Origin of the sequence: Adhaeretor mobilis (assembly GCF_007741515.1) — a bacterium.
In the GTDB taxonomy this organism is placed as follows: domain Bacteria; phylum Planctomycetota; class Planctomycetia; order Pirellulales; family Lacipirellulaceae; genus Adhaeretor; species Adhaeretor mobilis.
In genome coordinates this window covers 533,602-549,728 of sequence record NZ_CP036263.1, presented here as the reverse complement: position 1 = coordinate 549,728, position 16,127 = coordinate 533,602, and the positions used below count along the sequence as shown (strand labels likewise).

At 54.2% G+C, this 16,127-nt stretch carries 13 protein-coding genes; 5 read left to right on the top strand and 8 right to left on the bottom strand.

Going from position 1 to position 16,127, the window contains the following annotated elements:
* Positions 1 to 122 precede the first annotated feature (122 nt).
* The 4 genes from HG15A2_RS02120 to HG15A2_RS02105 form a co-directional block, all read right to left on the bottom strand.
* The gene (locus tag HG15A2_RS02120; protein WP_145057366.1) at positions 123 to 650 is read right to left on the bottom strand and encodes a hypothetical protein; all 528 of its coding nucleotides are present in this window, start codon (positions 648 to 650) and stop codon (positions 123 to 125) included.
* Positions 628 to 1,386 (bottom strand): recombinase family protein, encoded by a 759-nt coding sequence (locus HG15A2_RS02115; protein ID WP_145057364.1) that lies wholly within the window; start codon positions 1,384 to 1,386, stop codon positions 628 to 630. The genes HG15A2_RS02120 and HG15A2_RS02115 overlap by 23 nt, the downstream gene beginning before the upstream one ends.
* A 420-nt stretch (positions 1,387 to 1,806) precedes the next feature.
* Positions 1,807 to 3,681 carry a PQQ-dependent sugar dehydrogenase gene (locus HG15A2_RS02110; protein ID WP_218932270.1) on the bottom strand — a complete coding sequence of 625 codons (1,875 nt, stop codon included), beginning with the start codon at positions 3,679 to 3,681 and terminating at the stop codon, positions 1,807 to 1,809.
* A gap of 769 nt (positions 3,682 to 4,450) precedes the next feature.
* Positions 4,451 to 5,770, bottom strand: a complete 1,320-nt coding sequence (locus tag HG15A2_RS02105) for a TlpA disulfide reductase family protein (protein WP_218932269.1) — start codon at positions 5,768 to 5,770, stop codon at positions 4,451 to 4,453.
* 576 nt (positions 5,771 to 6,346) lie between these two features.
* On the opposite strand from HG15A2_RS02105, the gene HG15A2_RS02100 reads away from it, so the two are divergent.
* Positions 6,347 to 6,787: a YtoQ family protein gene (locus HG15A2_RS02100; protein ID WP_145057359.1), complete on the top strand. Its 441-nt coding sequence runs from the start codon at positions 6,347 to 6,349 to the stop codon at positions 6,785 to 6,787.
* A 43-nt stretch (positions 6,788 to 6,830) separates the two neighbouring features.
* Here HG15A2_RS02100 and HG15A2_RS24745 read toward each other — a convergent pair whose 3' ends face one another.
* A complete protein-coding gene (locus tag HG15A2_RS24745) occupies positions 6,831 to 6,953 on the bottom strand; it encodes a hypothetical protein (RefSeq protein ID WP_261342149.1) in 123 nt (40 codons plus the stop codon).
* Positions 6,954 to 7,566: 613 nt separating this feature from the next.
* Here HG15A2_RS24745 and HG15A2_RS02095 point away from each other — a divergent pair.
* From HG15A2_RS02095 to HG15A2_RS02085, 3 genes are all read left to right on the top strand, one after another.
* Positions 7,567 to 8,865 carry a Gfo/Idh/MocA family oxidoreductase gene (locus tag HG15A2_RS02095; RefSeq protein ID WP_145057357.1) on the top strand — a complete coding sequence of 433 codons (1,299 nt, stop codon included), beginning with the start codon at positions 7,567 to 7,569 and terminating at the stop codon, positions 8,863 to 8,865.
* A 174-nt stretch (positions 8,866 to 9,039) separates the two neighbouring features.
* Positions 9,040 to 10,029: a sugar phosphate isomerase/epimerase family protein gene (locus tag HG15A2_RS02090; protein ID WP_246117857.1), complete on the top strand. Its 990-nt coding sequence runs from the start codon at positions 9,040 to 9,042 to the stop codon at positions 10,027 to 10,029.
* A gap of 164 nt (positions 10,030 to 10,193) precedes the next feature.
* Complete coding sequence (locus HG15A2_RS02085) at positions 10,194 to 10,412, top strand: hypothetical protein (protein WP_145057355.1); 219 nt, start codon at positions 10,194 to 10,196, stop codon at positions 10,410 to 10,412.
* Between the two features lie 371 nt (positions 10,413 to 10,783).
* On the opposite strand, the gene HG15A2_RS02075 is transcribed toward HG15A2_RS02085, so the two are convergent.
* Positions 10,784 to 11,494 (bottom strand): RsmE family RNA methyltransferase, encoded by a 711-nt coding sequence (locus HG15A2_RS02075; RefSeq protein WP_145057353.1) that lies wholly within the window; start codon positions 11,492 to 11,494, stop codon positions 10,784 to 10,786.
* A gap of 246 nt (positions 11,495 to 11,740) precedes the next feature.
* Between HG15A2_RS02075 and HG15A2_RS02070 the strand changes: the two genes are divergently transcribed.
* Positions 11,741 to 12,535, top strand: a complete 795-nt coding sequence (locus tag HG15A2_RS02070; protein WP_218932268.1) for an ExeA family protein — start codon at positions 11,741 to 11,743, stop codon at positions 12,533 to 12,535.
* A gap of 272 nt (positions 12,536 to 12,807) precedes the next feature.
* Here HG15A2_RS02070 and HG15A2_RS02065 read toward each other — a convergent pair whose 3' ends face one another.
* Together HG15A2_RS02065 and HG15A2_RS02060 are read right to left on the bottom strand one after the other, a co-directional pair.
* Positions 12,808 to 14,097, bottom strand: coding sequence for an IS1182 family transposase (locus tag HG15A2_RS02065; protein ID WP_145056780.1), 1,290 nt, complete (start codon positions 14,095 to 14,097; stop codon positions 12,808 to 12,810).
* A 119-nt stretch (positions 14,098 to 14,216) separates the two neighbouring features.
* Positions 14,217 to 15,809, bottom strand: coding sequence for a hypothetical protein (locus HG15A2_RS02060; protein ID WP_145057349.1), 1,593 nt, complete (start codon positions 15,807 to 15,809; stop codon positions 14,217 to 14,219).
* Between the last annotated feature and the right edge of the window lie 318 nt (positions 15,810 to 16,127).

The following is a 16,127-nucleotide window of genomic DNA, read 5'->3' as shown; positions in this document are numbered from 1 at the left end:
TGCCAAAGTGCTCCCGGATAAACGCATAGTCCAGTATTCTGCCTTCACGCTACTGCTTAACCACAAGTGTTCAATAGGCATTCAAATCCTATTTCACGACTGGGGGTCAAAAGGTCGCAGGTTCAAATCCTGTCGGCCCGACTGTTTTCAGAATCAAGCCCTTCGGCCAAGACGTCGAAGGGCTTTCTCCATTCTGGGACTAGGTTTACGTCATCGAGTTTGAAGTTCAAACGGACGATTTCCAGCAATCGACGTTTCGCCCGATAGTCGGCGGTAAGCCATTGCTGCTTAAGCGTTTGCGAAAGTTCAAACGCTTTGACCGCAATCTCGCCCACTTCAGAACGTCCCCGATCAAGTGATTCGACCTGTAGCGTGAGACGTGCCACACGGTCGCGTAGCTCTGTTCCCTTCGACGCGAAGGTATTTGGGTCGATCTCTTCTAAGTGTCTTAGATTGAGCAGCTGGTCCTGCTGGTGGCGTACTAACGTCAACTGGCGATTCAACTCGGCGACTTGCACTTGGCTCTGCTGTTGTTGTTCTCGCGTCCTCTCACGCAGTACACGGGCGAACCAGTGGCCTACTTTCTTGTCCTGGACGCGGAGCTTGTCGAACAGGTCCAGCATCTGCTCATCGAGCTTCGCTTTGTTCAAGCGTATACGTGGGTGTGACGTGCCCCCACGTGTGAAACCAGGTTGATCGACGGCTATGCGGACCGGTTGGGACTTCGTTCTCGTTCAACCAGTCTGCGATGGCCGAGAAGGTCTCACCATTCTCCAAACGCGTAAACCACTCATCGTAAATGGTTTCCGCTTCCGGGTCCTTCTGGAGCTGGCTATCATCCTCGGTTCCTGGCGGTTTGATGTAGCCGAAGATCACAGTTTGAACGACGCCCCCGCTCTCAAACCGGTTGCGTAGGGTACGTCGAATCCTCTTTCCCGTATCCGCCTTGTACAATTCGTGTCGCATGGCAGCGAAGAAGGCCGACATGCGCCAGCCCTCCCTTCCTGAATCGTCAGAGTCATTCAGGGAGATGACACGTGTGCTGTAATCCTCTGCGTTTTCACAGAAATCCAACGCTTGCGTGCGCCGCATGATCCGCCCCAAATCTTCGGCAAGAACCAAATCGAAGCGACCCGTTTCGATAGCCGAGTGGGCATCTATGGTTTCCTGACGATCTAGTCGTTCGCCGCTGCCACTGTCGGCGAACACTGTAATCTCGGTAGGTTCTTTATAGTGTTCCTCCAACCATTGCCGTAGCAATTGCTCTTGATCGCCCAGCGAGCGAATATCCTGCTTGCCCTCACCAGGGCTGCTAGCTCGGCAGATCGTGATTACCTGTAAGGTGTGGCCATTCTTGGGGGCCAGGGGTGGATCGAGAAACATCATGTCTATATTTCCTTCGTGACTGGTGGTTGGAAGTACCACCCATCAAGAAGGCATTGGCAGCGGCTCGACGCTCGACGGGGTTAGCCGTCCAGCGGCTTACAGGCGTAGAAGTCCTCGGCCGTAAACCGGACAGTTTTCGCGAGGACTTGGCCTAAAACGCGAGTGCTCAGCAAGTCGTTGGGCAACGTGAATCGCCAGTCGGCCTGACTTTGTTAAATTCCTTGGGCGTTCGTTACTTGGCGAAAGCCACCATTATCGGTGGTGCTGCCCTCAGGCTTTTTTTTTGAGGTACAAACACCCCTAAATCGTCTGTCTCCGTCGGCCAGTACCAAGAGTACGCCAACCCACAGATAGGTATCCGTATCCCTCCACCTTTTTGATGTGGGATGAGCGGTATTGATCTCGTATTGGACGAAGGTACTAGCTGCTTCTTGCAAGACAAAATTTCTTGAACGGCACGCCTCTTAAAAAGAGAATGTTAAGTGCCGAGAGAACTAGGAGTAAGCTGAAAGTAGAAGCTTCTGGCACAAGAAGCGAGGTAGCAGCGGTCGCCGTGTTGTTGCCCGTTAGATGCGTGCCGAAATTACGCTGCCAGATCAGGAAGTCGTTCCCGTCAGATTCTCCATCCTCGTCCGCATCTGCGCTGGCGTCCAGGCTATAACTTGTCTGCCATTGAAGGAGATCGGTGTTGTCGATAGTGCGGTCAGCATTGAAGTCGGCAGAGAGGCCAACAAGTTTGCGTAACTTTCCATCCTTCTTCGTGGTGAGATAGAGCTCGCCGTCCGGAGTTTGCCCGAATCTTAAGTCCGCACGCGAACTGCCGACCAGATCGGTAAGATCCACGTTGGTTTCCACTCCCGAACCGTTGACCGTAAAGAGTTGAACTTCTTCAATACTCGCCGTCGTGTTCGGATCGGTAAGATCGACATTCTTCATGGCCGCAGCGTCCGCTGCAAAAACCCGACCATTGGCGATATCGCCGAACACAAACTTGCCCACTAGCTGTGGGATGTCGTCGCCTTGGTAAAAGAACCCTCCCGCGATGGCATTACCTTCGTCGTGATCATATTGGGCCACCGGATACAAATATTCTTCGCCCCGAAAATCCACGTCTTGGGCGTCAGAAACATTGTTCGCGAAGACGTCTCCAGCGTCTCCACTGCCGCCACTGTTGATGTCGTGGCCGTTTACGAAGGTCCCCTCACGCAGCGACCAACCATAGTTGCCACCGGCGACAACGCGTTCGACTTCTTCGATGTTGCTCTCGCCGATATTCGAGACAAATAGCGTGCCGTCGGAATCCCAAGCCATGCGATGGCCGTTCCGGAAACCGATTGCGTATATCTCGTCGAGATTGCTCCCCGATTCATCGTCAAAGGGATTGCCCTCAGGAATCGTGTAGTCGCCTACGCCGGCTTGATCGCTGCCACCTGGACTTTCAGGGTCAATGCGATACAAAACTCCAGGCAGGTTATCAAGTCGCTTAAGCTGTCCTGGTTGACCATTGGTTGGACTGCCATCGGGTGTAGTTCCTCTAGCAATATAGCCCCAGTCGCCTCCTGAGATGTAGAGATTGCCGTAGTCAGCGTCGCCAGGAACGACCGTCGGGTTGAATTGCAAATCGCCCAGTGGATGAATATAACCACCCGTCGTCGTCGATCCCAATCGAAGTAATTCGCGCCGGACACCAGTGGCTTCATTCCAAGTATTCGCAGCAGGATCACTAGCCGTCCACTCGGTAACTACCGTGTGCCACGTCACTGGACTAGCTGGATCAGCCAAGTCGGTGGCTTGGAAATGAGGTGCTGGCGTCGAGCCGTCGGGCTCTTCCGAATGAATCGTGTAGAGCTTGCCGTTGCTCTCAAATTCGGGATGAAAGGTGTAGCTAATGAATCCTCCGGACAATCCCGTGTCGAACATGGAGTCTGGAAAAATTGATCTGCTACCGCCGTTGGTTGTGTCAATGTCGAAATAAGTCGTTGCCTGGTAGTTGTCGTCGAGAACATAGAGTTGGCCGCGAAGATCATTCACAAACAGCCGCCCATCCGGGGAATGTCGGGCCAGGTTGATTCGGGTCGGATCACCACTGCGGCTATCCCCTTTCGGGCCCCAGGTATTCTCTGTATTGGGAAGTGTGGCCAGTTCCGCTATCTCGACGCGAAGCCCTTGCTTCGTAATGGCGCCGGGAATTGGGTTCGAAAGTTGTCCGAACAGATTTACACTGGAATTAAGAAACAGCAGGCAGACCACGATGGTTGCTACCACCTTGTGTACATTGGTCGATCGGCAGATCATACGTTGCTCCATGGATCAATACTGCTCCAAAAGGCGTTCGTTCTAAAACCTCGATCCCCCTGGGATCCGTGCCTGCTCTCGCTCCGGTCAAACAACCAGGGAGAGCCTGGGATCTCGCTTGGCGACACGACAGGTTTCAGTGCTGCAATCTCGAAATCAGTAGCAGCTGCTTCAAACAATGCCTCGCGAGCTTTGCCTTCGCAGCCTCCTCGTGGAAACATTCCTCAGCGTTGCCACTGAGCGAGCGCTGTGTGAGTAAATCGTCTCGTGACCCAAAGCTAGGCGAGGCATGTGCAAAACTAATGCACGCGAAGACCATTCTCTTTGAGGGGGTCGGTTTGTAGACTTGGAAACAGAACTCAAGAGCCAATAGAATGTCCCAACGTAGCGACTGGCTCTGCAATCTGGGCTTCAGTAGGTTGCCCTTCTTGCCTCGGGAATTCCGCGGGGCAAACCAATCTGCCTACCATTGGTTCTTGAGTCGCGCCCTTAACTCGAATTTTACGTTTCTTAGAATAGCTCAGAAAACATGTTACTCAAGTAGACTTGGATCAAGCTGATGATCGCCGATGTTGAACTGTCGCTATGGAATCAAATCTGCCTGTAAATAACGGCTGAATCCGCGTTTATTCGCGTCCAATTTTGTTTGTTAACTGAAATTCGCATGGTGCGTTACTTCAGAACAGTGCAGAAGTCGCAGCTAAGCAGCCTCCGACCCTTCGTCCTCAGATTTCGTTTCCTCAGATTCTGGCTCCTCGGATCCTGGCTCTTATTCTGGCTCCTCAGAGTCCGCAGCAGATCCTTCTTCTGTATCGCTTTGCATAGACTCCTTTTCCGAAGTGGACTCCTCCTGAGCCTCTTCCTCCTCGGCTGGCACTTCATCCTCCGGGGTCGCATCCTCGTCGCTTTCTGAAGGAGACTCGATTTCTTCAAGTTCCGATTGATATGCTTTGAGGGTTGCCTCAATCGCTTCTGATCCTTCTCCGAATTCGACCGCTTTCTCCTGCCAAGCAATTGCCTCGGCAAGATTGCCTTGCTCGTAGTAGACCTTCGCCAGTGTGTCGAGGATGGCAGCATCTTTGTGCTCGGTTTGTTCGCTGGCTTCGGTGGCTAATTGAAGGGCTAATGCGAGACTTTCCTCGGTACTGTTTTCACTTGCCACTAACTCCCAAGCGAGAGCATTCCGTAGTTGAGGTTCATTCTCATTATCCTTGACAATGGCCTCAGCAAGCTTGACCGCTTCACCGGTTCGCTCAGCACGCATGAGTACTGAGAATTTGAGCATTTGGAAGTAACCTTGTTCGGGTTGCTGCTCGATCAATTTGTCAATGGAAGTCAGTGCTTCGTCCCAGTTGCCTTCATTCTGGGCGTTTCTCAAGGCGCTCATCGCAGCTTCCATGGCCCTGGCGGCGCGCTGTTCTTTCTCATGGCGAACTAGGTATTCCTCGCGGTCCCATTTCCCGGTCACTACCTGCTCCAAGGGATCGTCAATGCGGCCAGGATGTCCTATCCATTCAATATGAGAATCAGGACCAACAATGAATGCACAAGGAATCCCATCCTGGCCAGCGGCCCTCATGTAGGCTTTGTTGGTTGCGCTGTCCGAATCTATCGCCAAGGTGTAGCTGATCACCTCTTTCCAGGTTTCACCTGATTCCTTGTCCTGCGCCTTCTCTAGGAAGTTAGTTACAACCTCCTCCTTCTCTCGCGTCACACCAATGAAGGTGACATCGTCTTGATAGAGTTCTTGCAATTTAGAAATGTGTGGCATGCCTGCCAAGCACGGGCCGCACCAAGTTGCCCAAAACTCAACGACATAAGTGTGGCCAGATTTGAATCCCTCGACTGGTTTTCCTTGAATCCATTGGGTAATCTCAATAGGAGGGGCGACCATGCCAACGGTTAGCTTGCCGTCTTCCTTGGCAGTTGTTTTCGCGTTTGCAGAAGTTGCTTCTTGTGTTGACGATTCGTCGTTCGCTTTATCGCTCTTTTCTACCGCCTCTTGCATTGCCGCTTGGTTGGAGCAACCCAACATCGCTACCAGCAGGAACGCGGAACTGACTGTGACTCTGACGAGTAAGGAGGACATGGCAATCTTTCTCATTGAGTTATTTGAGGTCTGCTGAGTCGTCTCGCTAGCATTATGACAGACTGGCCTAATACGCCAAGGACGCTAGCTGACGGTTAGGAAATAACTAGTAAACGTTGGAACGCAAAATCGACTTCTCCAGCAGTCCCAGGCGTGCCGATTGAAAAGCTTGTATTCAGGTTCCCCCCGATAACGATCTGATGGATATTGGACACTAGGTCACCGCCCAACTTTCCGAGTGATTGGAATCCGACCATACCGCATGGCAGGTTACTCCTGCCTGCCAAAGATCGACAAAGACACCTGCGGCATTCTTTCCCAAGGAAATCAGCTGCACATGAATTTCAGCGAGTGAAGCTGAGCGGGATTGTGGCCGATAGAAGTAGCAAAAAGCAGCGAAGGGCAGCAACAAGGAGGAGCAGGGTGTTGACGTAAGTTGCTTTGGCTTGGAGAGTACACCAACACCGCATGCAATCCAGCTTGGCAAATCGAAACTAGTGCTGGAGAACCATCAGACGGCAAGTAAGCCCAGCCTCCGGCGACAATTAGCATCAGACTCAATCGGTAAAGTTAATCATGAATTGGAACGTGTACCTCTCCGGAGAAATCCATACCGCTTGGCGACAACAGATTGTCGAGGCCTGCCAGCAGGCGCAGCTTCCGGTTGAATTTACTTCAGCAGTGACCGATCACCAAGCGAGTGACGCAGCCGGCGATGTGCTTGGCGAACAGGATCAAGCCTACTGGCGCGATCACCAGTCTGCCAAAGTAAATGCCTTGCGAACGCGAACTCTTATCCAGAACTGCGATGTCGCGGTGATTCGCTTCGGCGACAAGTACAAGCAGTGGAATGCCGCCTTCGATGCAGGCTACTGTGCTGCCTTAGGCAAGCCCTACATCACCCTCCATAGTGCAGATCTTACTCACCCGCTTAAAGAAGTGGATGCCGCTGCAATGGCTTGGGCACAATCGCCGGAGCAAGTGGTAGAAGTGCTTATCTACACAACGCGTCGGTAGTCAAAGCGTTGTTCGTCAATTCAACGCGTCCACCCTTGGCAACTCAGTTGGTGAGTCGGCAATCGGCTTGATCGCATTTTTTGGCTCCACCTGCATTGTTTTCCAAAGCTTGGCGTCGTCGTTCTCGATAGCGCCGCCAGTACCCCTCGTTGCCGAATCGTTTCATCTGCACGACCTCGCCTTGATACAAAAGCGTGAAGCGTAGTTCTTGCTCAACTGCATCGAGGTTAGAATTCTCTCGTAAGTGCTAATGCGAGTCGGTTTGAGCGTGTATCGGCCCGGAGTGTCGCGAACGGGTCTGGTCTGAGTGAGATGCCTGCAGAGCCGATTCAGTTCAGACTACCACCTCTCGCCAGTCACAATAGGTTGCCGCACAGTTCCGGCGTGCTGGTCAAGCATACTGGCGAGCCTCGCAGCGACTGCTGAAAAGAAGTCAACGGCTTCGCAGACCGCCTTTGACGGGGTGCCCTCCTCGACTACCAAGCGTACCGCTTCTGGCCTATAATGGTCGATGTCAATGGGACGCTTCTGTGCAACTTGTTCGTCCCTCGTTCAGACTCCCCTGAGTAGCCGCTTGCTTTAGCATCGAAGGCGCAAGCTGCAGATTCTGTTACATCTCTGTGCGTCTATCATTACCACCTTCGATGATTCAAGCGACATCCACTAAACTCTCTTAGATCGTGTTACCCCTGCAAATGGCCTCCGACTATACTGGCCAATCCATTGGAATTCCGTAACCAGCCTTCAATCATTAGGCCTTCAATCATTAGGAAAGTCCCATGAATGAGTTATCTTCTTCCTCCCGTCGCACTTTCATCAAGTCCTCCGCGGCAACAGCAGGCGTGTTCGCGCTGGGCGCAACGCATGCCTTGGCTGATTCCCAGGGAGTGCATACGGGCGTAGATGAAACGCTCCGTGTAGGTCTGATTGGCTGCGGTGGACGCGGCACCGGCGCTGCGATCGATGCACTGGCAGCCGATCCAAACGCCAAGCTGGTTGCGATTGGCGATACGTTTGTCGACCGAGCTGAGCAGTGTCTCGGCGATCTGAAGGGAAACAAGGATTTCGCTGATCGCATTGCGGTCGACGAGGAGCACGTCTTCAGTGGCTTCGACAACTACAAGCAGGTGATCGATACCTGCGACGTTGTGATTCTTACCACACCGCCTCATTTCCGCCCGCTCCACCTTGAGTATGCTGTCGAGAAAGGCAAACACGTATTCGTCGAGAAGCCGGTTGCCGTTGATGCGCCAGGTGTACGAAGCGTGATCGAGAGCTGTCGCAAAGCCAAAGAGAAAGGCTTGTCGATTGTCTCAGGCCTGTGCTGGCGATACGACCTAGGCGTTCGCGAAACGATGCGACGCATCTTGGAAGAAAAAGCAATCGGCGATATTGTTGCCATCGAGTCCAGCTACAACACCAACACGCTCTGGCATCGGGGCGACAAGCCTGACTGGAGTCGCATGGAATACCAGCTGCGAAACTGGCTGTATTTCACTTGGCTCTCGGGCGATCATATTATGGAGCAAGCGGTTCACTCGCTCGACAAGACTGCATGGCTACTGGGCGATATTCAGCCCGAATCGGCCATGGCCATGGGTGGTCGTCAGCAACGGACCGATCCCAAGTACGGTCACATCTACGACCATTTTACTGTCTTCTATAAATACCCGACCGGCCAGCACGTGTACTTTACTTGTCGGCAACAAGATGGCACCTCGACGCATGTCGATGAGTTGGTGCTCGGCACCAAAGGCCAAGCGGAAGTCTTGCGTAACAAGATTGATCCGCAAGAGGGCAAGACCTGGCGCTATCGCGGCGAGAAACCCAGCATGTACCGCGTAGAACACGAGCACTTCTTTAAGAGCATCCGCGATGGCGAGCCGATCAACAACGGCCATTACATGTGCAATAGCACGATGATCGGGTTGATGGGACGCATGTCTGCTTACAGCGGCAAGACCCTTACCTGGGACGAGTGCTTTAACAGCGAAGTACGACTCGGCCCCGAGAAGTACGAATTCGGCGATCTCCCTGAACCTTTGGTAGCAATTCCTGGTAAGGGCGGCACCGTTTGATGCTGCCTGTGTGATGCTTACAGGTCCGGTGCTAGTGGCGCTGTAGCCAGCGTATCGAATCAAAGCTCTTTTCTCTCAAATCGGGTTAAACCGATTGCAGCAAACGCTAGGTCAATAGGTAATAGCATCAACAGGATTTCGAAGAACTCACAAATTAACTCTTGGAGCTTCCAAATGACAATAAACAATGAGGCAAATCCACCTGCGAGGCACTCGAATCGTCGCGAATTCTTGGCTGCAGGAGCTGTCGCCATCGGGGCAAGCTCTCTAGCGAGCGCCGCTTCACCAGCAGCCGAGACTGCAAAGGCAGCTGCGACTGCGAAGTCCGGAATGGGTTCCGCGCTTAGTGATCGCATCTACAAGTCCGCCAAGTGGAGCATGATCGGCGAGCCCGGATCAGTAGAAGAGAAGTTTGCGTTGATGAAACGCTTGGGCTACGACGGCATGGAACTCGAAAGCCCCATTGGTCTCGACCCCGTCGAAGTACGAGCAGCCACGCAAGCTACGGGAATGCCCGTGCATGGTGTTGTGAACATGCGCCATTGGGAGATTCGGCTCAGCGATCCTGATCCCAAAGTGCAAGCACAAGCAGTCGAAATCTTGGAGCAATGCCTGCAGGAGTCGGCAGCCTTTGGTGGCAACTCGGTCCTCCTAGTCCCTGGACGCGTGACCGGCGAGAAGGAAACGCACGATCAAGTGTGGCAGCGATCGATTGCAGGAATTCGCAAGACACTGCCCCTCGCGAGCAAGCTCGGCGTAAGAATCCTCATCGAGAATGTCTGGAACGGCTTCTGCGAGACTCCCGAACAGTTGCGAGACTATCTCGATGAAATCGACAGCCCGTGGGTTGGCTCCTACTTCGATATTGGCAACGTGCAAAAGTTCTCCCCCAGTGCAGATTGGATCAAAGTGTTAGGGAAACGCATCGTGAAAGTCGATGTGAAAGACTGGGGCGTCGAGGCTGGGTTCTGTAAGATCGGTGATGGCGATGTCGATTGGCCCGCCGTTCGAGAAGCACTCAGAGAGATTGGATTTACCGGCTGGAGTACCGCTGAAGTATCAGGAGGCGATGCGGCTCGCTTGCAAGACATCAGTCAACGAATGGACAAGTCGTTGCTGGCAAGCGGATCACGATCCACCCACCGCCCCAGCGGAGCCTCATAAAATCGGTTCCGATTCAGTTGCAAGCCGGTCTTCCCGTCGAGCCTTTTTGCCAGTGTACAGATACTTGTTATCGGGTTCTAGAAACTTTTTTGGCCCGTCGTCTCTTCGGTTTCTGGAACCTTTTCTCGTTTGGAACCTTTTCTCGTTCATGCTGCGCTACTGCAATGCCTTGGGGCAGCGGTGGCATGTTTCAGTGGGAGATAATCGACGCCGAGGGAACTACCGGAGCATTCGTAGGACGCGGTTGGGACATGCTGCTTGTCGGCTGTGAGTTGATAATCGATGCGAGTCCCAGCGATCCCTTTAATTATCAAACCCATCGCTCTGAACGGGGAGGGCGAGGCAGGTGCCGTGGCCGGATCGAAAGCGAACTCGCCTCATAGACGGCTGCTCGCGGAGCTCGGAACGCAGAATTCGTTCACCGCTACAATACTGGCGTTGCGCTTGATAAGTTTACATTCGACATCTCCCAATTCCAGCAACTGTATCCCAGCGCTACCGCAGACAATTTTTCATTTGAGCTTGATGATCAGGGGCTCCGCTTGAGTCTCCTCTTCGTTCCCGAACCGGTAACACTCTGGTTATTGTTGGGCGCGTGCGCGACGTTGGGACATCGTTTTCGCGACTAGAATCCTTTCTCCCAAGAATCCCACCGCAGTGATTTTCATCGAATCAGGCTGTTCATCAGGGCAACAACTTGTGACGGGTTTGGTGCCGTTGTGCACTTTCCCCCACCTATCGCCAAGGGTGACAACTACTCAGCCACCGCCGCCACCAACTTGAGCGCTGCCGTTTCGATGCGCAGTATTCGCGGCCCGAGGTCGACAATCTGCCAGTTGGCGGCTTGAGCTTGCGCCACTTCCACGTCGCTAAAACCACCCTCGGGGCCGATGGCCAAGCGAGTGGGACCTTGACTGGTGGGTTTTACTCGGTGCAGTGCAACGCCGCCCGGGTGGGCGAGTAGTTGTAGGCACGGATGCTCACCAGATTCTTGAACCCACTCCGCAAATTGCACTGCTCGAGAAATCCCCAGGAGCACGTTGCGGCCGCATTGCTTGCTCGCTTCGATCACGTGGCGTTGGAGCTTTGTAGCCGATTCGAGTTTCGCTTTTCGGTCGCCGTAATCGGTCACCAGTGGCGTGACTTTGGTGACCCCCAGTTCCACACACTTCTCGATAATCCAGCGCGTGCGATCGCCCTTCGGCAGAGCTACCCCCAGTTCGAGTGAATAGGGCAACTCGCGATCGACTGGTTCAGCACTTCGTACGACAAGTTCGATTTCAGCCCGACGGCACTCGCTCACGTCGCAAGCAAACTCCACCCCGGTACCGTCGAACACCACGAGCGACTGCCCAGGTTGCACTCGTAGCACATGCAGCAGGTGATGAGCCTCAGGGCCGTCGATCACGAGCGTGTCGCCTGTAACGGGCTTAGCGGAGTAGCAGCGGCGTTGGAGTGTAGGCATAGCAGGTTGAGGGTTCAGACCGACTCTCTTCGGTCCTTATCACTCAGTCGTTGTCGCTCGGTCGGGATGTCAGAAATAGTGGTTTATTATTCGTCAACTCTTGGTGCTAGCAGTAGTGGGTCAAAGTTCCTCCCCAGCGCTAGCCGATGTAAGAGAAGAGGCACTGCCCACTAATCTAAGCCCTGCGGCGTGCCATCACAATCACGCCGCCTCAATCTCGCTGCCATCCATCTCTTCGAGCCAACTATGTACCAAGCCCACTGGGGACTTTCGACAGCACCATTTGCCAGCCGGTTGGTCCCCCCACTGTTCCACGAAACCCCTGGGCGGGTGGAAACTGCGGCACGACTGCGATTCTTGGCAAGTGGCGCCCGACAAGTGGGATTGTTACTGGGTCGCGCTGGCGTCGGGAAAACGCTACTTGCCACACGCTTCGCACAAGAATGCCGTGACGACAATCGACGAGTCGCCGTCATCGACGCAGCCGGGCTCAGCTCTGCTGAGTTGCTTTGGCAAATAACTTCCGCTTGGTCTATCGGCCCGAGAACGAGCGATACGCCGGTGGAGTTATTCCGTCGGTTGGCCGACTTTGCCGCCACGCAATCGAGTGACTCATCCGCCGTACTCATCGTGGACAACGCCCAGCAGGCGGGGCCCGATCTACAAACGCAATTGATCCGCCTGCAGCGCCTACCCGCTTCACTAGGCTGGTTGGCGTTGGTGCTTGTCGCGGAAACCCAAGCTGCCCGTCAGTTGAACGAGTCGTTACTCGAAACGGTCGACCTGCGTATCGATGTCGATCCGTGGAGTGAGCAGGAAACGATCGGCTACCTGCAGCTAGCTCTTTTCGAAGCCGGGGGCGAGCGTCCCGCGTTTGACGAAGAAGCCCTCGGCGCGATCCACGCGCTAGCCGAGGGAGTTCCCCGCCGCGTGAATCGCGTTGCCGAGCAAGCGCTAATCGCCGGCGCGGCTGAAGGGGTCCAGCAGATCACCGCTGAAGAGATCGAGAGTGCGTTCGCGACGCTGAGCTACGCGGTGTAGCGTAGGGGTTCGCTCTGCGGACCATCGGTAACGTGCGGTAACGTGCGGACCACCAATTTTGTGGACGGTTGATCAAGCTTTACATCTTGGCCAACTTCACTTTGGTCCGCACAGAGGCCGTGAATTTTTCTCAACCGGGCCTGAGGTCCTAGTGCTCGGGGGTTCTTTCTTGAAAGGTTGGTTGTGTCGTTGTTAAACACCCCTGTTTGCTAAAGTTGCTTGGGATGCTGACGACCCGATGGCGTTGGCATCCTTGCCTGATCATCACAAGCTTACCCGGTCGCTTGCCGCCGTAAATCAAGTGTTCTCTGGAAGTTGTGCGCTAGTGCCTGCCATAAACAGATCGCTCTGGCTTTCAGCAACCCTCGAACCGGGAACTGACCCAGCCCCCGATTCCGACAGCCGGCGTTGGGGAACTCAGCAGTCGCACTGCGCTGCTGATAGATCTCTTTCGCTGTGGAAGTGCCCATCCGGGCACGCCACCGCTTGACCTCTTCGCTATCGCCTTTCACCGGAGCAAACGGGTCGATCCCCTTGGACTCCTTACGTGTTTGCTCCATGATCGGCAGGTACGTTGTGATACCCGCCTGCTCAAGGGCAGTAATGTCGTCCAGCTTCACGAAGCCCCCATCGGCCAGGTACTGCTCGGGAGCCTGCTGGTAGCGCCGCTCAAGTTGATCAATCAAGGGCTTCATCTGACCACCGTCAGTCCCCGCATTGACCACATCCACACCAGCAATCACCAGCGTATCGGTCGTCGTCGCAAACTGTACGTTATAGGCCGGACGAAAGCCCCCATCGGCCATCTTCATCTTGCGTGCTTCGGGGTCGGTGGTCGAAGCGCGTGCTTCGCTACCAGAACCCTTCTTACGACGCTCCATTTTCGGAACGAGCGTTTCACGCTCTTCTAAAGCCGCTTCAATACGCTCCTGCCGCTCACGAGCCGCACGCACCCGTGCTGCCTGTTCACGACGGTTCTCAACCCCGACATCTTCTTCGCTCTCCCTCTGAAGTGTTTCCAGATGTTGCTCCGCCTGGGCGAGGCATTCATCGAGGGTGGGCTTCCTGCGGAAGGAACTCGAACTGGCCGATGCGCGAACACGCATCCCGTCTTGGGCCAGGCTGTTGAGTTCAATGAGTCCCTGGTGCAGCAGCGTGGCCACGCTTTGAGTGAGCAGGTCGTCGAGAAACTCATGGTGTTGGGTGCGAAAGTCGCTCAGCGTATGGTAATTCACGCTCACTTCGCCACAGATCCACAGGTAAGCCAAGTGTTCTTGGCAGAGCTTAGCGAGTCGACGAGCGGAGGTGACTCCCTCGACGGTGGCGAAGAGCCACAACGAGAGGAGAATCTTTGGATCGATCGGATTGCGACCAGCATTCCCATCCACCGCCTTAATCTTCTGATACAAGAGCGTCAGGTCGAGTCCTTCCACGTAGGCCCAAATCAGTCGCGCTGCGTGATCTTCAGCAAGCAAGTGATCGAGTGCGAGCGGGCGAAACTCGATCTGTCGTCGCTCAGCACGCTGAAAACGGGCCGTGCCGGTCTGTGTGGTACGTTCCATCAAGAACCTCCATCGCAAAGCATGTTAGAATCAAAGCAGTCACCGATTCTAAATTCTTAGCTGCCGAGTAGGTGGCTGAATAATTCACAAGCTCACAGCGGACTCTACTTGGTTGCCTCTTAGGGCTCACCGAGCAATTCCTTAATGTGCGACATCGCTTCGCTGAGGATTGTGAACTGGCGGAGCAAGCCCTTCTTGTCTTTGTCGACGCGATCAATGATCTTCCCGCCCGATGAGAGGATCGTTTCCGCCGACTTGCGGATCATTTCCAAGTTCTCTGCTCGCTTCTCGATATCGAGTACCGACTTGTCGATGGGCGTCCAGTCGATCGTATCGCGTTGCGTCTCAGGATTGCTGCGCAGGCACAACGCTCGGCTTATCTCTAGAGCAGCCTTCAAATAGGCATCCGTTTGAGGGTCCTGTGCATCCCAAACGACGAACACATCGTCGCCATAGCGAGCGAGCGCCTCAAACTCTGGCGGTGCCGAATGCCGCGAAAACACGAAAATACCCTGCTGGGCATCGCGATTACTACGCGCTACGGCCACCTCATCGCGGGCCTTCTTGAGCGTGTAGCTGGCATCTTCCTTCGCCTCCAGAACAATCTTTGCGCCTGCCGCAACATGATCGGGCCCCAGCTCAACAACCGCATCTCCCACCTTACAATTCTTCCGCAAACCGGTGCAATTGCCCGTCGCTTCCACTACATCCCCACGACGCGCTGCGTCGTCGTGCAAGAAGGAGAGCACCGCATCCTCGAAAGTATTCCCATGCGTCGTACTACGCAGTTCGGTCTTACGTTTGGTGTCGAGCTTCTCTAGCGCGATCTTCACCTCCTCTTGGAACTCCGCATTGGTTTTCACATGTGCTTCGAGAATGGTTGTCAGCTCAGTCTTCATACGCTTCAAAGACGATTGATCGTTGTCTAACGAAAACTCACGTGTGATCGTTTCCTGCGCCCTGTTCACACGAGTAACAAGTCGATTCAGTGCGGAGTCTTCTTTATCGAGTGAGAACTCCTTGATAACTTCGTCGATCTTGCCCTGCAAATCCTTCGAAAGACTGCCGTGCTTGCTGGTGAGTTGCTCGATCAGTCGGGTGAGCGCACTGTTTGGATTATCCAGCGAAAACTCCTGCAAGATTCGCTCCCGCTGTTTGCTGAGCTCACCCTCCACATTAGTGCGTAAAGTTGCGAGCAGACCATTCGATTGGTCGGGGCTCAGTATTTTCATCAACGGGCTTTGCTCGCCGAAGTGGGCGAACAAAGTTTGCGCGAGTTTCGATTTATCGCCGTCGAGCGATTCAGAAAGCAGTGAGGAAAGCTCACCATCCTTGGCAGTAAGTTGTTGCACGCGACGATTGAATTGACCACTCTCCGGATCGAAGTAATGCTTCAATGCACCGGCGAGCTTCTCCTGGGAACCTCGCGTGTGGTCCTCCAACTGCCGGCGCATCGTGTCCAATAGGCGGTCGGTTTCGCGCTTGATATAGTCGGCGTCGAACGAAGAGGAAGCCCGCCGCAAAGCCAGCACGCCGATCTTGAGTGCTTCGAGTGCGAATTCATCGCGATCTGCACCTTCGGCATGCTGCGTGAGTTCACGAATCGTATCTGGGTCGATGACCTTCAGGTCGAGATGCACTGCAAACGGCAGTGTTGAAGAGTTAGTACCCTCTTCCAGGTAACGATTAGCGTCTTGCAAAGTTTGCGACATAGCCAGTGGCTCCTTCCGGTGATGGGCGCAGCAATGGAGAAAACACCAATGATGAACAGGCGTCTACCCTCTCAATATGGCGATTTTAGACGGCACTGGCAACCCTGTGCATACACCCAGTCAGCCGCCGACCTTGGTTGGCGCGTGGATTGAACGCATTTTCCACGCCGAGCAAGCTCTGCCGCCCATGAGATGCCTTGTTGAGCGTAGACAACGGCTACGGTGCTTCAGTCAGAAGAACATAAGAGAGATCTTCGGTGGTTTTAGCGGGTAGTTCCGTTAGGTAGGAGGTCGAGTTTTCCGCCGTAGAACAAGATG

Coding starts and splice junctions, on each gene's coding strand:
- HG15A2_RS02115 (WP_145057364.1), bottom strand. CDS start 1,386: ATGATGTTTCTCGATCCACCCCTGGCCCCCAAGAATGGCCACACCTTA.
- HG15A2_RS02110 (WP_218932270.1), bottom strand. CDS start 3,681: ATGATCTGCCGATCGACCAATGTACACAAGGTGGTAGCAACCATCGTG.
- HG15A2_RS02105 (WP_218932269.1), bottom strand. CDS start 5,770: ATGTCCTCCTTACTCGTCAGAGTCACAGTCAGTTCCGCGTTCCTGCTG.
- HG15A2_RS02100 (WP_145057359.1), top strand. CDS start 6,347: ATGAATTGGAACGTGTACCTCTCCGGAGAAATCCATACCGCTTGGCGA.
- HG15A2_RS24745 (WP_261342149.1), bottom strand. CDS start 6,953: ATGAAACGATTCGGCAACGAGGGGTACTGGCGGCGCTATCGAGAACGA.
- HG15A2_RS02095 (WP_145057357.1), top strand. CDS start 7,567: ATGAATGAGTTATCTTCTTCCTCCCGTCGCACTTTCATCAAGTCCTCC.
- HG15A2_RS02090 (WP_246117857.1), top strand. CDS start 9,040: ATGACAATAAACAATGAGGCAAATCCACCTGCGAGGCACTCGAATCGT.
- HG15A2_RS02085 (WP_145057355.1), top strand. CDS start 10,194: ATGCCTTGGGGCAGCGGTGGCATGTTTCAGTGGGAGATAATCGACGCC.
- HG15A2_RS02075 (WP_145057353.1), bottom strand. CDS start 11,494: ATGCCTACACTCCAACGCCGCTGCTACTCCGCTAAGCCCGTTACAGGC.
- HG15A2_RS02070 (WP_218932268.1), top strand. CDS start 11,741: ATGTACCAAGCCCACTGGGGACTTTCGACAGCACCATTTGCCAGCCGG.
- HG15A2_RS02065 (WP_145056780.1), bottom strand. CDS start 14,097: ATGGAACGTACCACACAGACCGGCACGGCCCGTTTTCAGCGTGCTGAG.
- HG15A2_RS02060 (WP_145057349.1), bottom strand. CDS start 15,809: ATGTCGCAAACTTTGCAAGACGCTAATCGTTACCTGGAAGAGGGTACT.